Genomic DNA, 16039 nt, shown 5'->3' with positions numbered 1-16039 from the left:
CTTGGCTCGAGGGGGACGTGTGGCGCTCACAGGGCGGAAGCTGGCGTGGTCGCTCGCGGTGCTCGAGGTCGCCGCCGTCGTCCTGGTCCTGCTGCTGAAGCGGTTCGACGGCCTCGACCTCGAGGTCTACCTGGGCGGTGCGAAGGCGCTGGCCGAGCAGGGCTCGCCGTACGACGCATGGGTGCCGACCACGCACCAGATCCTGCTTCCCTTCACGTACACGCCGTTCGCCGCGGCGGTGTTCCTGCCCGGCACGCTGCTGCCGTTCGCGGTGACGATGAAGCTGGTCAGCATCGCGTCGATCGTCGCGACCGGCGTGGTCGCGTACCTCTACGTCGCGACGCTCAACGGCTCGCTGACCGACGCTTCGCAGGTCCGCGGCCGGGCGGTGGCCGCGCTGGTCGCCATCGGCGCGCAGCTCGCGGGCGCCTTGCTCGAGCCGGTGCGCTCGACGCTGGGCTTCGGGCAGATCAACGCGCTGCTCATGGTGCTGGTGGTGCTGGACGTGCTGCTGCCGGGTGAGCGCAAGCGGACGAAGGGCCTGCTGATCGGCGTGGCCGCGGCGATCAAGCTGACGCCGGCCGTCTTCGTCGTGTACTTCCTGTTCCGCCGCGACTTCCGCTCGGCCGCGCGGGTGGCCGGCGGGTTCGTGGTGGCCGGGGCGCTGCTGTGGCTGATCCGGCCGTCGGCGTCCTTCACCTACTGGACGAAGCTCGTCTTCGACGCGGGCCGCATCGGCGGTGTCGACTACGTCGGCAACCAGTCCCTGCACGGCCTCACCGTGCGCGCCGGCCTGCCGGAGCTCGGGTGGGTGCTGGGCGCACTGGCCGTGATGGCCCTGGTCGCTGTGATCATCGTGCGCGCCGCCGAGCCGGTGCTCGGGCTCACCGCCTGTGCGCTCGGCGGGCTGCTGGTTTCGCCGATCTCGTGGACTCACCACTGGACGTGGTGCGTGCCGATCCTCGTCCTCGCCGGGTGGTACGCGTGGCGCTTCGACCGGGTGGTCCGGTGGGTGGCGGCCGCGGTCGTCGTCGCGGGCCTGACGCTGTTCATCGTCGGGCCGATGTGGTTCGCCCCGCGCCCGGCGCCGTCGCCCGGCTGGTGGCTGGCGACGGAGTCCTACGAGCTGTTCGGCGTCGCTCTGCTGCTCCTCGCCGCGTTCGGCGCCCGCCGCCTGACCGCGAAGAAGGGGACCCCCGCCGTCGAAACGGCGAAGGTCCCCTCCGCGGAGCCTCAGGTCAGCTGAGCCGCTCGACCACGTACTCGACGGCCTGCGTCAGCTTGGTGACGTCGTCCGGGTCGATGGCCGGGAACAGGCCGACGCGCAGCTGGTTGCGGCCCAGCTTGCGGTACGGCTCGGTGTCGACGATCCCGTTGGCGCGCAGCACCTTCGCGACCGCGGCGGCGTCGACGTCGTCGCTGAAGTCGACCGTGCCGACGACCTGCGAGCGCAGGTCCGGGTCCTTCACGAACGGCGTCGTGTAGCTCGTCTTCTCGGCCCACTCGTAGAGCCGCGAGGAGGAGTCCTTCGTGCGCGAAGTCGTCCAGGCGAGGCCGCCCTGGCCGTTCATCCACTCGATCTGCTCGGCGAGCAGGAACAGCGTGGCCACGGCCGGGGTGTTGTACGTCTGGTCCTTGCGGGAGTTGTCCAGCGCGGTGGTCAGCGACAGGAACTCGGGGATCCAGCGATCGCCGCCGCCGATCTCGCCGATCCGCTCGACCGCGGCCGGGGAGGCCAGCGCGATCCAGAGCCCGCCGTCCGCGGCGAACGACTTCTGCGGCGCGAAGTAGTAGACGTCGAAGTCCTCGGCCTTGACCGGGAGGCCGCCGGCGCCAGAGGTGGCGTCGATCGCGACGAGCGCGTCACCGGAGCCTTCGGGGCGGCGGACCGGCACGGCCACGCCGGTGGACGTCTCGTTGTGCGCCCAGCCGACCAGGTCGGCGCCGGCTTCGTAGGCGATGTCCGGCGCGCTGCCGGGCTCGGCCTTGACCACGATCGGGTCGGCCAGGAACGGCGCGCCCTTGGTCACGGTGGCGAACTTCGAGGAGAACTCGCCGTAGGTGAAGTGCTGCGCGCGCTCGCGGACCAGGCCGAAGGCGGCCGCGTCCCAGAACGCCGTGGTGCCGCCGTTGCCGAGGATCACCTCGTAGCCCTCGGGCAGGGAGAACAGCTCGGACAGGCCCGCCCGCACGCGCCCGACGAGGGACTTGACCGGCTTCTGCCGGTGCGACGTGCCGAGGTAGGTGGAGCCGGACTCCGCCAGCGCACTCAGCTGCTCGGCGCGGACCTTCGACGGGCCGCAGCCGAAGCGGCCGTCGGCCGGCTTGAGGTCGGCGGGGATGGTCAACTCAGCGTCGGTCATGCGGCCAGTCTCTCAGGTCGGGACGCGGCTGGTGAAGGTGGGATTCGCCGTTCCGGGCAGTGGGACGGCCGGGGCGGCGCCGTCCTGGTGCCCCTGGTCGCGAGCGGCGGCCGGACCACGACGACGACCCTCATGTCGCCGAGCTCGCCGGCGCTCATCGGCAACACCGCGGTGGGGGTAAAAACACGGTTACCGCCGCATCGGTCCGCCGGTAGCGTCGTCGGCCGTGACGACTGTGCAGCAGAGCTTCCCGGTGCCGCCCGAAGTGCTGTGGAACGCGCTTCCGGCCGGCGTGGCGGCGATCGGCGGGCGGCAGCCGGTCTACGACGGGCCGCGCGGCTTCGCCACCTGCCGCACCGGGATGTCGATCCTGAGCTGGGGCCAGCACGTCAACGTGACGGTGTCGCCCTCCGGCGGCGGCTCGACGCTCACGATCATGACCGTGCTCAAGCTCGGCGTCTGGGACTGGGGCGAGGGCAAGCGCATCGCCAACCGGTTCGCCGCCGCGGTCGCGTATTCGGCGGGCACCGCCGCCCTGAGCTGAGGGTCCCGCTCGCCACCCTGGGGGTGCGAGCGGGGCCCGTCCTCGGCGTCAGCGCCAGTCTTCGACGCCGCCGGGCACCGGCGCGGCCGGGTCGTACGGCGTGCGGGTGAAGACGAACGTCGCCAGGTCGAGGTGGGTGGCGACGCCGCCGGCGTCCCGGCCCACCTCGAGCGTCTCGCCGGCGTAGTAGCCGTCGAGGCCGACGTAGGTGTCCTTGCCGGTGGCGCGGAAGCGCGAGCTGCGCCCGGCGCCTTCGACCGGCGCGAGCAGCAGCAGCCCGTCGGCCTGGACGCGCAGGTGGTACGGCGTCGGCCCCCAGTGCCAGAGCCCGGTCAGCGCGAGCAGCTCGGGGTCGGCGGGCGACGGCAGCCACTCGGCGGGCAGCCGCGGCTCCAGCTCGTCGGTCATCGTGATGAGGTCCAGGCAGAGCTGGGTGATGCCGACGCCGGACGTCGAGTTGGTGAGCACGAGCGCGCCGGTCCGCGCGGCCGGGTCGACCAGCGTCACGGCCAGGAACCCGGGCATCGAGCCGGTGTGGCCGGCGAACCGGCGGCCCTGGTAGCGCACGAGCATCAGGCCGAGCCCGAACCCGATCGTCCAGACGTCGGTGTCGTCGACGGTGATCATGGTCTGCATCTCGGCGACCGTTTCCGGCGCGAGCACACCGCCGGTTTCGCCGCCGAGGAACGCCGTCCAGCGGCCGAGGTCCCGCGCCGTCGACCACAGCTGCCCGGCGGGGGCCATCGCGCCGGCGTCCGGGCTCGGCTCCGGCAGCAGGACGTCGGCGAAGGGGTGCACGGCGAAGCCCTCGGCGTGCGCGCCGACCGGGTGCGGGGTGGTGCGGGTCATCCCGAGCGGGCCGAGGACCTCTTCGTCGAGCACGGAGAGCCAGCCCTTGCCGCGGTGGCGGGAGAGGAGCTCGCCGAGGACGCCGTAGCCGACGTTCGAGTAGTGGAAGCGCGCGCCCGGCCGGTGCTTGGTCGCGCCCTCGGCGAGGCTGCCGACCAGCGCGTCCCAGTCCGCGCCCGGGGTCCGCTCCCACCAGAGGCCGGGGGATTCGGACGTCAGGCCGGAGGTGTGCGACAGCAGCTGGGCGACGGTGGCGGCACCGAAGGGCGTGCCCGGGACGTGCTTTTCGAGCGGGTCGTTGAGGTCGAGGAGGCCTTCGTCGCGCAGCCGCATGACGGCGGTGGCGACGAGGGTCTTCGTGATCGAGCCCAGCCGGTACTGGGTGTCGGTACCGGGTGTTTCGCCGCCGACGCGCCCCCGGCCACCGGACCAGACGATCTCCCCGTCCCGCACGACGGCGGCGACCAGCGACGGAGCCCGGCAGGTGGCCTGCTCGTGGGCGATCCGGCGGAGCAGGGCGAATTCGGTCGAGGCAAGCATGGAGGCATTCTGCCGCGCGACGGCGGGCGAAGCAGGTCCTGGGCCGGGCTCGGCCGGCGCCGGGGTCAGCCGAGGAGGTTTCTGGACATCGCCGTGGTCACCGCGGCGGTGCGGTCCGAGACGCCGAGCTTGCCGAACACCCGCAGCAGGTGGGTCTTCACCGTGGCCTCGCTGATGTGCAGGGCGCGGCCGATGTCGGCGTTCGTGCCGCCCTTCGCGACCAGCCGGAGGACCTCCACCTCGCGGGCCGACAACGGCTGCGGCTCCGGGTTGCGGACGCGGTTGACCAGCTTCCCCGCCACCGACGGCGCCAGCACCGTCTCGCCGCGCGCCGCCGCGCGGATCGCGTTCGCCAGCTCCGCGCGGGAGGCGTCCTTCAGCAGGTAGCCCGACGCGCCGGCCTCCACCGCGCGCAGGATGTCGGCGTCCGTTTCGTACGTCGTGAGCACGACGATCCGGCGCCCGGGCTGCTCGCGCAGGATCCGCTTGGTGGCGCCGACGCCGTCGAGGCCGGGCATCCGCAGGTCCATCAGCACGACGTCGGGGCCGGCGACCCGGTCGAGCGCGACGGCTTCGTCGCCCGAACCCGCTTCGCCGACGACCGTGAGGTCCGGTTCCGCTTCGAGCATGCCGCGGAGGCCTTCGCGGACGACGGGGTGGTCGTCGACGAGCATGACGCGGATCAAGCCGGCACCTCCAGGGTGAGTTCGGTGCCGCGGGGGCCACTCCGGACGCTCAGTCTGCCACCGACCTGCTCGGCCCGGGACCGCATCCCGCGCAACCCGAAACCCGTGGCGTGGTCCGGGTCGAAGCCGGCGCCGTCGTCGCGCACCGACAGCCGCACCGAACCGTCCACAACGGACAGGCGCACTGACACCGCCGACGCGGCCGCGTGCCGGCGCACGTTGTTCAGCGCTTCCTGCGCGCCCCGCAGCAGGACCACTTCGCCCGCCATGCCGATCGCCGGCAGCGCATCGTCCACTTCGTACTCGACCGGCACGCCGGTCTCGTCGGCGAGCCGGTCGGCCTGCCGCCGGAGGGCGTCGACCAGCGAACCGGCCGCGAGGTCCGCCGGGGCCAGCGCGGCGACCATCGCGCGTGCCTCCGCCAGGTTGTCCCGCGCGGTGCGCGCGGCCAGCTCCGCGTGCCGCCGCGCCGCCGCGGGATCGGTGTCCAATTCGGACTCGATGGCCTGGGCGAGGGTGACGATGCTGGTGAACCCCTGCGCGAGGGTGTCGTGGATCTCCTGGGCGAGCCGTTCGCGCTCGGCCGCGGTGCCCGCCTCCCGGGAGAGCCGGGCGACCTCGGCCTGGCTCTCCTCGAGCCGCGTGATCAGGTCCGCCCGCCCCCGGCTCTCCTCGACGACGTGCAGGATGAACTTGCCCGACAGCACGCCGAAGACGACGAGGATCGCGGTCATCGGCAGCAGGATGTGCAGCGTCGGGCCGCGCAGGCCGTTGTTCACGATCGACGACGCCGGGCTCATCAGGATCACCGCCGTGGTGAGCACCGCGGCCGGGCGGAATTCGAGGGTCGAGAACAACAGCGGGCAGACCATGAACAGGATGAAGCTGGTCGTCGTGTTGGCGAGCATCGCGACCGCGACCAGCGCCACGACCACGAGCGCCAGGGCCCAGCGTTGCCGCAGGTGCCCGTCGTCGCGCACGACCCGGCGGCCCCACAGCAGGTAGGTCAGCGCCAGTGCGGTCAGCGCCCCGACCGCGACCGCCGTGCGCACCGGGTCGCCCTCGTCGAGGATCACCAGCACGGTCGTGGCCAGGTAAGCCACCGCGAAGAGGATCTCCCAGAGCCAGTTGAACCGGTCCCAGGCGTCCCTCACCTCCCGTCGGTCCACCGGAAGGTCAGCCGCGCCAGCACCGCTCCCGCCACGCACCAGATCGCCAGTACCAGCGCCACCCGCGGCAGTTCCCATGTCCCGGCCATCTCCATCCTCACGGCGCCGTCCGGCAGGAAGACCGACCGGAAACCCTGGCAGATCCACTTCAGCGGGAAGAACGACGCGATGTCCACCATAACTTTCGGCAGGTGCGTGATCGGCGAGACGAACACACCGGAGATGAACTGCAGCACCAGGTACAGCATCTGCACGATGGCGACCGCACCGTTGGTGGACTTCGCGAGCGAGCTGATCGCGATCCCGAGCAGGGTGCACGAAACGATGCCGAGCGCGAAGACCCACAGCAGCGTCAGCCACTTCGCCGGATCGGACGGCAGCTTCAGCCCGAACAGCAGGACGGCGACCCCGGCCATCAGCACCGTCTGGGCCAGGCTGGACACCGCGACCAGCGCCATCTTGCCGATGAAGTACGACGCCGCCGGCATCGGCGTGCCGCGCAGGCGCTTGAGGGCCCCGGTTTCCCGGTCGGCCGTGACGCCGGTCGCGATGCTGTTGAACGACGTCGACACGATGCCGGAGCCGATCATCCCGGCGGCCAGCACCTGGCCGGACGTGACGCCGTCGAGCGCCGTCGGACCGTCCAGGATGGACCCGAGCAGGACCATCAGCACCGCGGGCAGCGAGAAGGTGAAGACCACCTGTTCCTTGTTCCGGAAGAACTGCCGCAGCTCGGAGCCGCCGCGGGCGAGCCCGAGGAAGAGCGGGCCGGGAAGTGTCAGAGGTGCTTTCCGGGGGTTCCGGGTGGCGGAGCCCCCGGCCTGGGGCGAAGCCCCGGATGCGGCAGTAGTCACGCTTTGTCTCCGATCAGGTCGAGGTAGATGTCCTCCAGGCTCGGCCTGGTCACGGTCAGCCCGGCGAGCTCTCCACCCCCAGCAGAGAGCTCGGTGACGAGCTTGGTCGGGTACGCGGTGCGCTCGACGTGCTCACCGCGTTCGTCGATCCAGCGCACGGTGGCCTCGGCGGCCGCCCGGCCGCCCAGGTTCTGCGGCGTGTCCTGGGCGACGATCTCGCCGCGCGCGATGACCGCGACGCGGTCGGCGAGCGCTTCGGCCTCGTCCAGGTAGTGCGTGGTGAGCAGGATGGTGGTGCCCTCGGCGGCGAGGTCGCTGATCAGCGCCCAGAACTGCCGCCGCGCCTCCGGGTCGAAGCCGGTGGTCGGCTCGTCGAGGAAGAGCAGCTCGGGCCGCCCGATGATGCCGAGCGCGACGTCGACGCGGCGGCGCTGTCCACCGGACAGCGCCTTGATCCGCGTCCCGGCCTTCTCGGTGAGCCCGACCTTTTCGATCACTTCGTCGGGGTCGCGCGGGTCGGGGTAGTACTTCGCGAAGTGCCGGACGGTCTCGGCGACGCTCAGCTCGGCGGCGTCGGTCGCCGTCTGCAGGACGATCCCCAGCCGGGCCCGCCACGCGCGGCCGGCCTTGCCGGGATCCTCGCCGAGCACGGTGACCTCGCCGGCCGTCCGCCGCCGGTGCCCTTCGAGGATCTCGACGGTCGTGGTCTTCCCGGCGCCATTCGGGCCGAGCAGGGAGAACACCTCGCCCTGGGCGATCTCCAGATCGAGCCCGGCCACCGCGAGGTGACCCGGGTACTGCTTGCGCAGGCCGCGCACGCTGACTGCTGTGGTCATGCTCGAAGCCTGGTCGCTCGGGCCGCCACAGCCCACCAACAGCCGACTGAATCCGGCTGTCCACCGATCGGTGGACACGCGGGCTTGGTTTCCCGTGGAACCACGAAAACGCTGTCATACAAGCAAAAATCCGAACATCCCGGCCTGCGGAACCGCCGCGCGGGTGAACGCACTGTTGACAAGTTGTCTAACATGACAGAATGTCTCACAAGTGGGTGACCGCCAGCGACGGTGTCCGCCTCTCCGTGACCGTCGGCGGCCGGAGTGCCGGGCCCACGGTCGTGCTCGTGCACGGCTACCCGGACAACAGCTCGATGTGGAGCGGAGTGGCGGCCGAGCTGACGGCGAAGCACCGCGTCGTCACCTACGACGTCCGCGGGGCCGGACAGTCGGACAAGCCATCGGGACGCGCGTCCTACCGGCTGGGCCAGCTGGCCGACGACCTGCGTGCGGTCGTCGACGCGGTGCAGCCCACCGGCAAGGTGCACCTGGTCGCCCACGACTGGGGCTCGATCCAGGCCTGGCACGCCATCACCGGCGAAGGTCTGCGCGGGCGGATCGCCTCCTACACGTCCCTTTCCGGCCCGAGCCTCGACCACGCCGGCGCGTGGTTCCGCGCCCAGCTGCGCCGCCCGACGCCGAAACGGCTCAAGAACGCGCTGAGCCAGTTCCTGCACTCGTGGTACATCCTGGCGTTCCAGGTGCCGTTCATCCCGGATCTGCTGTGGCGCACCGGCTTGCTGGGCAAGCAGATCCAGCGGATGGAACCGGACGCGGCGCCCCCGGAGAAGTCCGACGGCCTGCACGGTCTCCAGCTCTACCGCGCCAACATGTTCACCCGGCTTTCGCGCCCCGCGCCCCGCCCCGCTGACATCCCGGTTCAGGTGCTGGCACCGACCGGTGACGCCTACGTCACGACGCCGCTGCAGACCGAGGTCTCCCGCTGGGTGCCCGACCTGCGGATCCGCCGGATCGTCGGGACGCACTGGGTGACCAGGGCGCGGCCGGACGTCGTGGCCGCGGCGGCCGCCGAGCTGATCGACTACGCCGAAACCGGCACCGAAAGCCGGGGGCTGCGCCGGGCCCGCGTCGACGCCGGGCCGTTCGCGCACAAGCTCGTCGTCGTCACCGGGGCGGGCAGCGGGATCGGCCGCGCCACCGCGCTGGCCTTCGCCGAGCGGGGCGCCGACGTGGTCATCACGGACATCGACGCATCCAGTGCCGCGGAAACCCGGAAGCTGCTGGGCGAGCACGGTATCGCCGAGTACGCAGTGGACTCCTCGGACGGCGAGGCCGTGCACCGCTTCGCCGAGCGGGTCCGCGCCGAGTACGGCGTCCCGGACATCGTGGTGAACAACGCGGGCATCGAGCCGGTCCCCGGCACCCCGCTCGGGGACCGCGAACGTTACGCCGACCTCTGGAGTGTGATCCACGGCTGCCGCGCCTTCGCGCCGATGCTGGCCAAGCGCGCCGAAGGCGGTCAGATCGTCAACCTCGCCTTCGCGGCTGCCACCTTGCCCTCGGACCTCCTCGCCGCCTACGCCACGACGAAGGCGGCCGTGCGGACGCTGAGCGGCTACCTCCAGGACGAGCTGGCGGCGGACCACATCGGCGTCACGGCGGTGTGCCCGCTCGGCGGGCTGCCCGAGCGCGTCGCGCGGGATGTCGTGCGTGCCGCGGAAAAGCCCATCGCGACCGTCCCGGCGCCGTGACCGACCGCCGACCGCGGCGGATGTCGCCGCAGGCGCGCCGCGACGACCTGATCCGCGCCGCGCTCGACCTGTTCGGCTCGCGAGCGCCGGAACTGGTCACCGTGGACGACATCGTCGCGCGCGCCGAGGTGTCGCGGCCGTTGTTCTACCGGTATTTTTCGAGCCTGCGCGACCTGCAGGTCGAAGCCCTGCGCACGGTCACCGACGGGCTGATCGACGGCTTGGCCGGGCTCGAGGAAGGCCCGCCGGAGGCGCGGTTGCGCGCGGCCGTCCGCGGCCTGATCGACGTCGCCGACCACTACCGCGCGGGGTACATCGCCCTGCTGCGCAGCGGTTCGGTGATCGCGACGTCCGACACGGACGCGGCGATCGACGAGGTCCGCAACCGTGCGGTGGCCCTGATCCTGGGCGCCCTCGGCGTCGAGGATCCTTCGCCACTGCTTTCGCTGACCCTGCGCTGCTGGACGGCCGTCGTCGAGGGCGCCCTGCTGAGCTGGCTGCAGGAGCGCAGCGTCACGCGCGAAAACCTCGACACCTGGCTGGTCGACCAGCTGACGGCCATGCTCGCCGCCACCGCCGGACACGAACCGGCCGGCGCCGCGGAGGCACCGGCCGGTTCGTGAGCGAGCGTCAGTGCTTGGTAACGAGCTCCCAGCCCTCGACGTCCTCGGGGCTGCGCGGCGCCGGGCCGACGTACTTGGCCGACGGCCGCACCAGTCGCCCGGTCCGCTTCTGCTCCAGGATGTGCGCGGCCCAGCCGGCGGTGCGGGCCGAGCTGAACATCGCGGGCATCATGTGCGGCGGGACCTGCGCGAAGTCCAGGATGACCGCGGCCCAGAACTCGACGTTGGTCTCGATCGGGTGATCCGGACGCCGCTCGCGCAGCTCCTTCAGCGCCGCCTGCTCCAGCGCGGCGGCCGCCTCGTAGCGGGTGGCGCCCAGCTCCCGGCACGTCCGGCGCAGCACGCGCGCCCGCGGGTCTTCGGCGCGGTAGACGCGGTGGCCGAAGCCCATCAGGCGTTCCTTGCGGTCGAGGATGCCCTTGACCAGGCCTTCGGGGTCGCCGGTGCGCTCGACCTCTTCGATCATCGGCAGCACGCGCGCCGGGGCACCGCCGTGCAGCGGGCCCGACATCGCGCCGATGGCGCCGGACATCGCCGCCGCCACGTCCGCGCCGGTGGACGCGATGACGCGGGCGGTGAAGGTCGAGGCGTTGAGGCCGTGCTCGGCGGCCGACACCCAGTAGGCGTCCAGGGCCTTGACGTGCGCGGGGTCCGGCTCGCCGCGCCAGCGGATGAGGAACCGCTCGGTGATCGAGTGGGCCTCGTCGACGCGTGTCTGCGGCACCGCGGGCTGGCCGATGCCGCGCGCCGACTGGGCGACGTAGGACAGCGCCATCACCGAGGCGCGGGCCAGCTGCTCGCGGGCCTCTTCGTCGGTGATGTCCAGCAGCGGGCGGTAGCCCCAGATCGGGGCGAGCATGGCCAGCGCGGCCTGGACGTCCACCCGGACGTCACCGGTGTGCACCGGCAGCGGGAAGGGTTCGGCGGGCGGGAGGCCGTGACCGAACCGGCCGTCCACGAGGAGGCCCCAGACGTCGCCGAAGGTCACCTTGCCGGCAAGGTCCTCGATGTCGACGCCGCGGTAGCGCAGGGCACCGCCGTCCCGGTCGGGTTCGGCGATTTCGGTGTGGAAGGCGACGACGCCCTCCAGGCCCGGTCGGAAGCCGTCGTCGGGTTGGCCGGACGGCTGTGGCTTGCTGATCGTGGAGGTAGTCACTGTTTCGCGGGACCTTTCGGTGCGCTTTTTCCCCGGCTGGTTGGTGCTGGTCGCGCGGTTGGGATTGAGCGCACTGAACGCGCGCCACATCGCACGGATGGATAGACCTTGCTCTCTTGACCGGCCACTGGCAATCGAAAGATGTGGTGGTTTCGGTCACGATTACGAGAACGATTCAGTCACCGAAGTCCGGCGACGGGAGAATTTCTCGCCACGGAGTGTGACGAAGCCCAGGTAAATCCTGTGTTTCCGAACCCGGCGCTCCCGCGTTTCGGGTGATAGACCTAGCGGATGCACCTCAGCCCGCAGGAGCGCGACAAGCTGCTCATCCACGTGGCGGCCGACGTCGCGCGGAAGCGGCTGGACCGCGGCGTCCGGCTCAACTACCCCGAGGCGGTCGCGCTCATCACCGACCACGTCCTCGAAGGCGCCCGCGACGGCCGCACGGTCAGTGAGCTGGTGGCCAGCGGCCGGAGCGTGCTCGCCCGGGCGCAGGTGCTGGACGGCGTGCCGGAGATGGTCGACTCCGTGCAGGTCGAGGCCACTTTCCCGGACGGCACCAAGCTCGTCACCGTGCACGACCCGATCGTGTGAAAGGCAGCGGCATGCGCCCTGGCGAGATCATTCCCGGTGACGAGCCGGTCGAGCTGAACCCCGGCCGCGCGCGCGTCCGGCTGCTGGTGCGGAACCTCGGCGACCGGCCGGTGCAGGTCGGCTCGCACTACCACTTCGCGGCCGTGAACCCGGGGCTCGAGTTCGACCGGGACGCCGCCCGCGGCCACCGGCTCGACGTCCCGGCGGGGACGTCGGTGCGCTTCGAACCCGGCGTGGAACGGGAAGTCGATCTCGTCCCGCTCGCCGGCGCTCGGCGCGTCCCCGGGCTGCGGTCCGAATTCGCAGGAGACTTCTGAAATGCCGCAGATCGACCGCGAGCGCTACGCCGAGCTGTTCGGCCCGACCACCGGCGACCGGATCCGGCTCGCCGACACCGACCTGCTGATCGAGGTCACCGAAGACCGATCGATGGGGCCTGGCGGCTCCGGCGACGAGGTGCTCTTCGGCGGCGGCAAGGTCATCCGCGAGTCCATGGGCCAGGGCACCGCGACCCGGGCCGAGGGCGCACCCGACCTGATCATCACCGGCGCGGTGATCCTCGACCACTGGGGCGTCGTCAAGGCCGACGTCGGGGTGCGCGACGGCCGGATCGTCGGCATCGGCAAGGCGGGCAACCCGGACACGATGGACGGCGTCGACCCGGCGCTGGTGATCGGGCCGTCCACCGAGGTGCTGTCCGGCAACGGCAAGATCCTCACCGCCGGCGGGATCGACTGCCACGTCCACTTCATCTGCCCGCAGCTCGTCGACACGGCGCTGGCCGCCGGGCTGACCACTTTGGTCGGTGGCGGCACCGGCCCCAACGAGGGCACCAAGGCCACGACCGTCACACCCGGCGCGTGGAACCTCGGCCGGATGCTGGCCGCCATGGACGGTTATCCGGTCAACGTCCTGTTGCTGGGCAAGGGGAACACCGTGCGGCACGAGGCGCTGCGCGAACAGCTGGCGGCGGGGGCGGGCGGGTTCAAGCTCCACGAGGACTGGGGCACCACCCCGGCCGCCATCGACGCCTGCCTGACCGTCGCCGACGAAGCCGGTGTCCAGGTGGCCATCCACACGGACACGCTGAACGAGGCCGGCTTCCTGGAATCCACTGTGGACGCCATCGGCGGCCGCTCGATCAACGCGTACCACACCGAAGGGGCCGGTGGCGGGCACGCGCCGGACATCATCCAGGTCGTCTCGCTGCCGAACGTGCTGCCGTCCTCGACGAACCCGACCCGCCCGCACACGGCCAACACCCTCGACGAGCACCTCGACATGCTGGTGGTCTGCCACCACCTCAACCCCTCGGTGCCCGAGGACCTCGCCTTCGCCGAGAGCCGGATCCGGCCGACCACGATCGCCGCCGAAGACGTGCTGCACGACATGGGCGCGATCTCGATGATGAGCTCCGACTCGCAGGCGATGGGCCGGATCGGCGAGGTGATCATCCGGACCTGGCAGACCGCGCACGTGATGAAACGCCGCCGCGGCGCCCTGCCCGGCGACGGCGCGGCCGACAACCTGCGTGCCCGTCGCTATGTCGCCAAATACACGATCAACCCGGCCATCGCGCACGGCATGGAGACCGAAATCGGCTCGGTCGAGGTCGGCAAGCTCGCGGATCTCGTGCTGTGGGAGCCGAAGTTCTTCGGCGTCCGCCCGCACGTGGTGCTGAAGGGCGGCTTCCCGGCGTGGGCGGCCATGGGCGATGCGAACGCGTCCATCCCGACCCCGCAGCCGGTCATGGCGCGGCCGATGTTCGGTGCGTCGATCGGGGCCGCCCTGAGTCTGCACTTCGTCGCGCCCTCCGCTTTGGACAGTGGCTTGCGCGAGACCTTCGGCATCACCCGGCCGCTGGTGGCGGTGTCGAACATGCGCGCGCGGACGAAGGCGGACATGGTGCTCAACGACACGACACCGGACGTCCGCGTCGAGCCGGACAGCTTCGCGGTGCACGTCGACGGAGAGCTGATCGAACCGCAGCCGGTGACGGAACTGCCGATGGCGCAAAGGTACTTCCTGTTCTGATGGACCTTTCGGCGCTGATCCTCGCGGACTCCCGCTTCCCCGGCGGCGGGCACGTCCACAGTGGCGGGCTGGAAGAGGTCGTTGCGCGAAAATTGGTGACTGCGGTGCGGGATCTGCCGGGGTTCCTTTCCGGACGGTTGCGGACGGCGGGCTTCCTGGCGGCGGTTTTCGCCGCCGCTTCGGCACACGCCGCCGCGCGATCCGTCTCCGGTGGACACTGGGCCCGGTTGGATTCCGAACTCGACGCGCGCACCCCGTCGCTCGCTCAGCGGGAGGCTTCGCGGGCGCAGGGGCGGGGAACCGCACGGGCCGGCCGGATCGCGTGGCCGTCTCCCGTGCTGGAGGGGTTGCTGGCCGAGACGCCGCGGCCGCACCACCCGATCGTGCTGGGCGCGCTGGCCGGCGTCGCGGGTGGTTCGCCGTACGACGCCGCGATGGCGGCCGCGTACCTGTCGGTCAGCGGCCCGGCGAGCGCGGCAGTGCGATTGCTCGGGCTGGACCCCTTTGCCGTCAACGCCGTGGTCGCGCGGCTCGACCTGCGTTCGGTGTGCACGGACGCGGCCGCGGTGGCGGGCGACGACCCGGCGTCGCTGCCGTCGCCGGGGTCACCCGCGTTGGATCTGTTCGCCGAGGCCCACGCCCGGCACCACCAGGAAGAGGTGCGTCTCTTTGCCAGCTGAGCACGGTCACGGTCATTTCCACGAGGTCAACTTCGACCCGACGGCCAGCGAACCCGACCACTACGACGCCGCGCCGACGGCCGGGCGCGCGTACCGGATCGGCATCGGCGGCCCGGTCGGCTCGGGCAAGACGGCGCTCACCGCGGCGTTGTGCCGCGCGCTGGGCGACGAGATCCGGCTCGCCGTCGTCACGAACGACATCTACACGACCGAGGACGCGGACTTCCTGCGCCGCGCGGGCGTGCTGGACCCGGAGCGGATCGAGGCGGTGCAGACGGGCGCGTGCCCGCACACCGCGATCCGCGACGACATCACCGCGAACCTCGACGCGGTCGAGCGGCTCGAGGAGAAGTTCCCCGGCCTGGACCTGGTGATCATCGAGAGCGGCGGCGACAACCTCACGGCGGTGTTCAGCCGGGGCCTGGCGGACAGCCAGATCTTCGTGGTCGACGTGGCGGGCGGCGACAAGGTGCCGCGCAAGGGCGGCCCCGGCGTCACGACGGCGGACCTGCTGGTGATCAACAAGATCGACATCGCCCACCTGGTCGGCGCGGACATGGTCGTGATGACGTCGGACGCGCACCGGATGCGGGGTTCGCTGCCGGTGATCACCCAGTCCCTTGTGGACACCCCGGACGCGCCGGCGGTCGCCGACTGGGTCCGCTCCCTGCTGTGAAGGCCCACGCGCGGCTGACGGCGTGCTTCGACGGCTCGCGCACGGTGTTGCGGGAGCTGCGCTCGATGGCGCCGCTGACGTTGTTCCCGCGCCGGCGTTCCGGTGCGACGGCGGTGGTGCACCTGGTGAACTCGGCGACCTCCCCGCTGGGCGGGGACGACCTGCTGCTCACGGTGCGGGTGGGGCCGGGCGCTTCCCTCCGCCTGTCGGGCGTGGCGGCGACGCTGGCCCTGCCGGGGCTGCACGGCGAGTCTTCCGTATCCACTGTGGACATCGTGGTGGAGCCGGGCGGTTCGCTGGAGTACCTGCCGGAGCCGACGGTGATCACGGCGCGGGCCCGGCACAGTGCGGTTTTCCGGGCTTCGCTGGCTTCGGATGCCTACCTGCACACGCGGGAGGTGCTCGTGCTGGGGCGGGCCGGGGAGAGCCCGGGGTCGCTGACGACTTCGTCGTCGGTCACGCGGGGTTCGCTGCCGGTGCTGCGCCAGACGCTTTCGGTGGGGGATGCGGGGCTGGACGGCAGCTTGGCCGTGCTGGCGGGACGCCGGGTACTGGCCACGGACCTGGTCGTCGGCGGCCCGGAGGAGCCGGCGGCTTCGGGTGAGTGGTGGTCCCGCAGCCCGCTCGCCGCGGGCGGCACGCTGGTGACTTCCCTGGCGCCGGACGCCGTGACGGCGATGAAGGGGCTGGCCGAGGCCGGGGTCCCGGCGTTCTGAGCAGCCC

The 16039-nt window shown here is 71.8% G+C and carries 17 protein-coding genes; 10 read left to right on the top strand and 7 right to left on the bottom strand.

Annotated elements, in window-relative coordinates; translation table 11 throughout:
• Positions 1 to 19: 19 nt before the first annotated feature.
• Positions 20 to 1246: a glycosyltransferase 87 family protein gene (locus tag ACFVYA_RS20060; RefSeq protein WP_387046825.1), complete on the top strand. Its 1227-nt coding sequence runs from the start codon at positions 20 to 22 to the stop codon at positions 1244 to 1246.
• On the opposite strand, the gene serC is transcribed toward ACFVYA_RS20060, so the two are convergent.
• A complete protein-coding gene (gene serC / locus ACFVYA_RS20055; RefSeq protein ID WP_285986708.1) occupies positions 1239 to 2363 on the bottom strand; it encodes a phosphoserine transaminase in 1125 nt (374 codons plus the stop codon). The two genes, ACFVYA_RS20060 and serC, sit on opposite strands and share 8 nt — an antisense overlap.
• 226 nt (positions 2364 to 2589) lie before the next feature.
• On the opposite strand from serC, the gene ACFVYA_RS20050 reads away from it, so the two are divergent.
• The gene (locus tag ACFVYA_RS20050) at positions 2590 to 2907 is read left to right on the top strand and encodes a hypothetical protein (protein WP_285986707.1); all 318 of its coding nucleotides are present in this window, start codon (positions 2590 to 2592) and stop codon (positions 2905 to 2907) included.
• A gap of 48 nt (positions 2908 to 2955) precedes the next feature.
• Here ACFVYA_RS20050 and ACFVYA_RS20045 read toward each other — a convergent pair whose 3' ends face one another.
• The 5 genes from ACFVYA_RS20045 to ACFVYA_RS20025 form a co-directional block, all read right to left on the bottom strand.
• Positions 2956 to 4296: a serine hydrolase domain-containing protein gene (locus ACFVYA_RS20045; RefSeq protein ID WP_387046822.1), complete on the bottom strand. Its 1341-nt coding sequence runs from the start codon at positions 4294 to 4296 to the stop codon at positions 2956 to 2958.
• Positions 4297 to 4361: 65 nt separating this feature from the next.
• Entirely contained in the window at positions 4362 to 4982 is a 621-nt protein-coding gene (locus ACFVYA_RS20040) for a response regulator (RefSeq protein WP_387046821.1), read from the bottom strand.
• Positions 4979 to 6136, bottom strand: a complete 1158-nt coding sequence (locus ACFVYA_RS20035; RefSeq protein WP_387046819.1) for a sensor histidine kinase — start codon at positions 6134 to 6136, stop codon at positions 4979 to 4981. The genes ACFVYA_RS20040 and ACFVYA_RS20035 overlap by 4 nt, the downstream gene beginning before the upstream one ends.
• A complete protein-coding gene (locus tag ACFVYA_RS20030; protein WP_387046862.1) occupies positions 6133 to 6933 on the bottom strand; it encodes an ABC transporter permease in 801 nt (266 codons plus the stop codon). Before ACFVYA_RS20030 ends, ACFVYA_RS20035 begins: the two co-directional genes overlap by 4 nt.
• Positions 6934 to 7001: 68 nt before the next feature.
• Positions 7002 to 7841 carry an ABC transporter ATP-binding protein gene (locus ACFVYA_RS20025; RefSeq protein ID WP_387046817.1) on the bottom strand — a complete coding sequence of 280 codons (840 nt, stop codon included), beginning with the start codon at positions 7839 to 7841 and terminating at the stop codon, positions 7002 to 7004.
• Positions 7842 to 8056: 215 nt separating this feature from the next.
• Between ACFVYA_RS20025 and ACFVYA_RS20020 the strand changes: the two genes are divergently transcribed.
• Together ACFVYA_RS20020 and ACFVYA_RS20015 are read left to right on the top strand one after the other, a co-directional pair.
• Positions 8057 to 9553, top strand: coding sequence for an SDR family oxidoreductase (locus ACFVYA_RS20020; RefSeq protein ID WP_387046860.1), 1497 nt, complete (start codon positions 8057 to 8059; stop codon positions 9551 to 9553).
• Positions 9554 to 9573: 20 nt separating this feature from the next.
• Positions 9574 to 10176 carry a TetR/AcrR family transcriptional regulator gene (locus tag ACFVYA_RS20015; RefSeq protein WP_387046857.1) on the top strand — a complete coding sequence of 201 codons (603 nt, stop codon included), beginning with the start codon at positions 9574 to 9576 and terminating at the stop codon, positions 10174 to 10176.
• Between the two features lie 7 nt (positions 10177 to 10183).
• Here ACFVYA_RS20015 and ACFVYA_RS20010 read toward each other — a convergent pair whose 3' ends face one another.
• Positions 10184 to 11332 (bottom strand): citrate synthase 2, encoded by a 1149-nt coding sequence (locus tag ACFVYA_RS20010; protein WP_285986702.1) that lies wholly within the window; start codon positions 11330 to 11332, stop codon positions 10184 to 10186.
• A 291-nt stretch (positions 11333 to 11623) separates the two neighbouring features.
• On the opposite strand from ACFVYA_RS20010, the gene ACFVYA_RS20005 reads away from it, so the two are divergent.
• Genes ACFVYA_RS20005 through ACFVYA_RS19980 form a run of 6 tightly spaced genes read left to right on the top strand, consistent with a single transcriptional unit; the run spans position 11624 to position 16032 of the window.
• On the top strand, positions 11624 to 11926 hold the full coding sequence (locus tag ACFVYA_RS20005; RefSeq protein WP_285986701.1) for an urease subunit gamma: 303 nt from the start codon (positions 11624 to 11626) through the stop codon (positions 11924 to 11926).
• Between the two features lie 11 nt (positions 11927 to 11937).
• The gene (locus ACFVYA_RS20000; protein ID WP_013230176.1) at positions 11938 to 12243 is read left to right on the top strand and encodes an urease subunit beta; all 306 of its coding nucleotides are present in this window, start codon (positions 11938 to 11940) and stop codon (positions 12241 to 12243) included.
• A gap of 1 nt (position 12244) precedes the next feature.
• On the top strand, positions 12245 to 13960 hold the full coding sequence (locus ACFVYA_RS19995) for an urease subunit alpha (protein WP_387046815.1): 1716 nt from the start codon (positions 12245 to 12247) through the stop codon (positions 13958 to 13960).
• The gene (locus ACFVYA_RS19990; protein ID WP_387046813.1) at positions 13960 to 14640 is read left to right on the top strand and encodes an urease accessory protein UreF; all 681 of its coding nucleotides are present in this window, start codon (positions 13960 to 13962) and stop codon (positions 14638 to 14640) included. The genes ACFVYA_RS19995 and ACFVYA_RS19990 overlap by 1 nt, the downstream gene beginning before the upstream one ends.
• Positions 14630 to 15316 (top strand): urease accessory protein UreG, encoded by a 687-nt coding sequence (gene ureG / locus ACFVYA_RS19985; protein WP_387046811.1) that lies wholly within the window; start codon positions 14630 to 14632, stop codon positions 15314 to 15316. The genes ACFVYA_RS19990 and ureG overlap by 11 nt, the downstream gene beginning before the upstream one ends.
• Positions 15313 to 16032: an urease accessory protein UreD gene (locus ACFVYA_RS19980; protein ID WP_387046809.1), complete on the top strand. Its 720-nt coding sequence runs from the start codon at positions 15313 to 15315 to the stop codon at positions 16030 to 16032. The genes ureG and ACFVYA_RS19980 overlap by 4 nt, the downstream gene beginning before the upstream one ends.
• Positions 16033 to 16039: the final 7 nt, after the last annotated feature.

It is taken from the genome of Amycolatopsis sp. NPDC058278, from assembly GCF_042881395.1.
GTDB lineage: Bacteria > Actinomycetota > Actinomycetes > Mycobacteriales > Pseudonocardiaceae > Amycolatopsis.
This window is presented reverse-complemented; position numbering and strand designations above follow the sequence as displayed.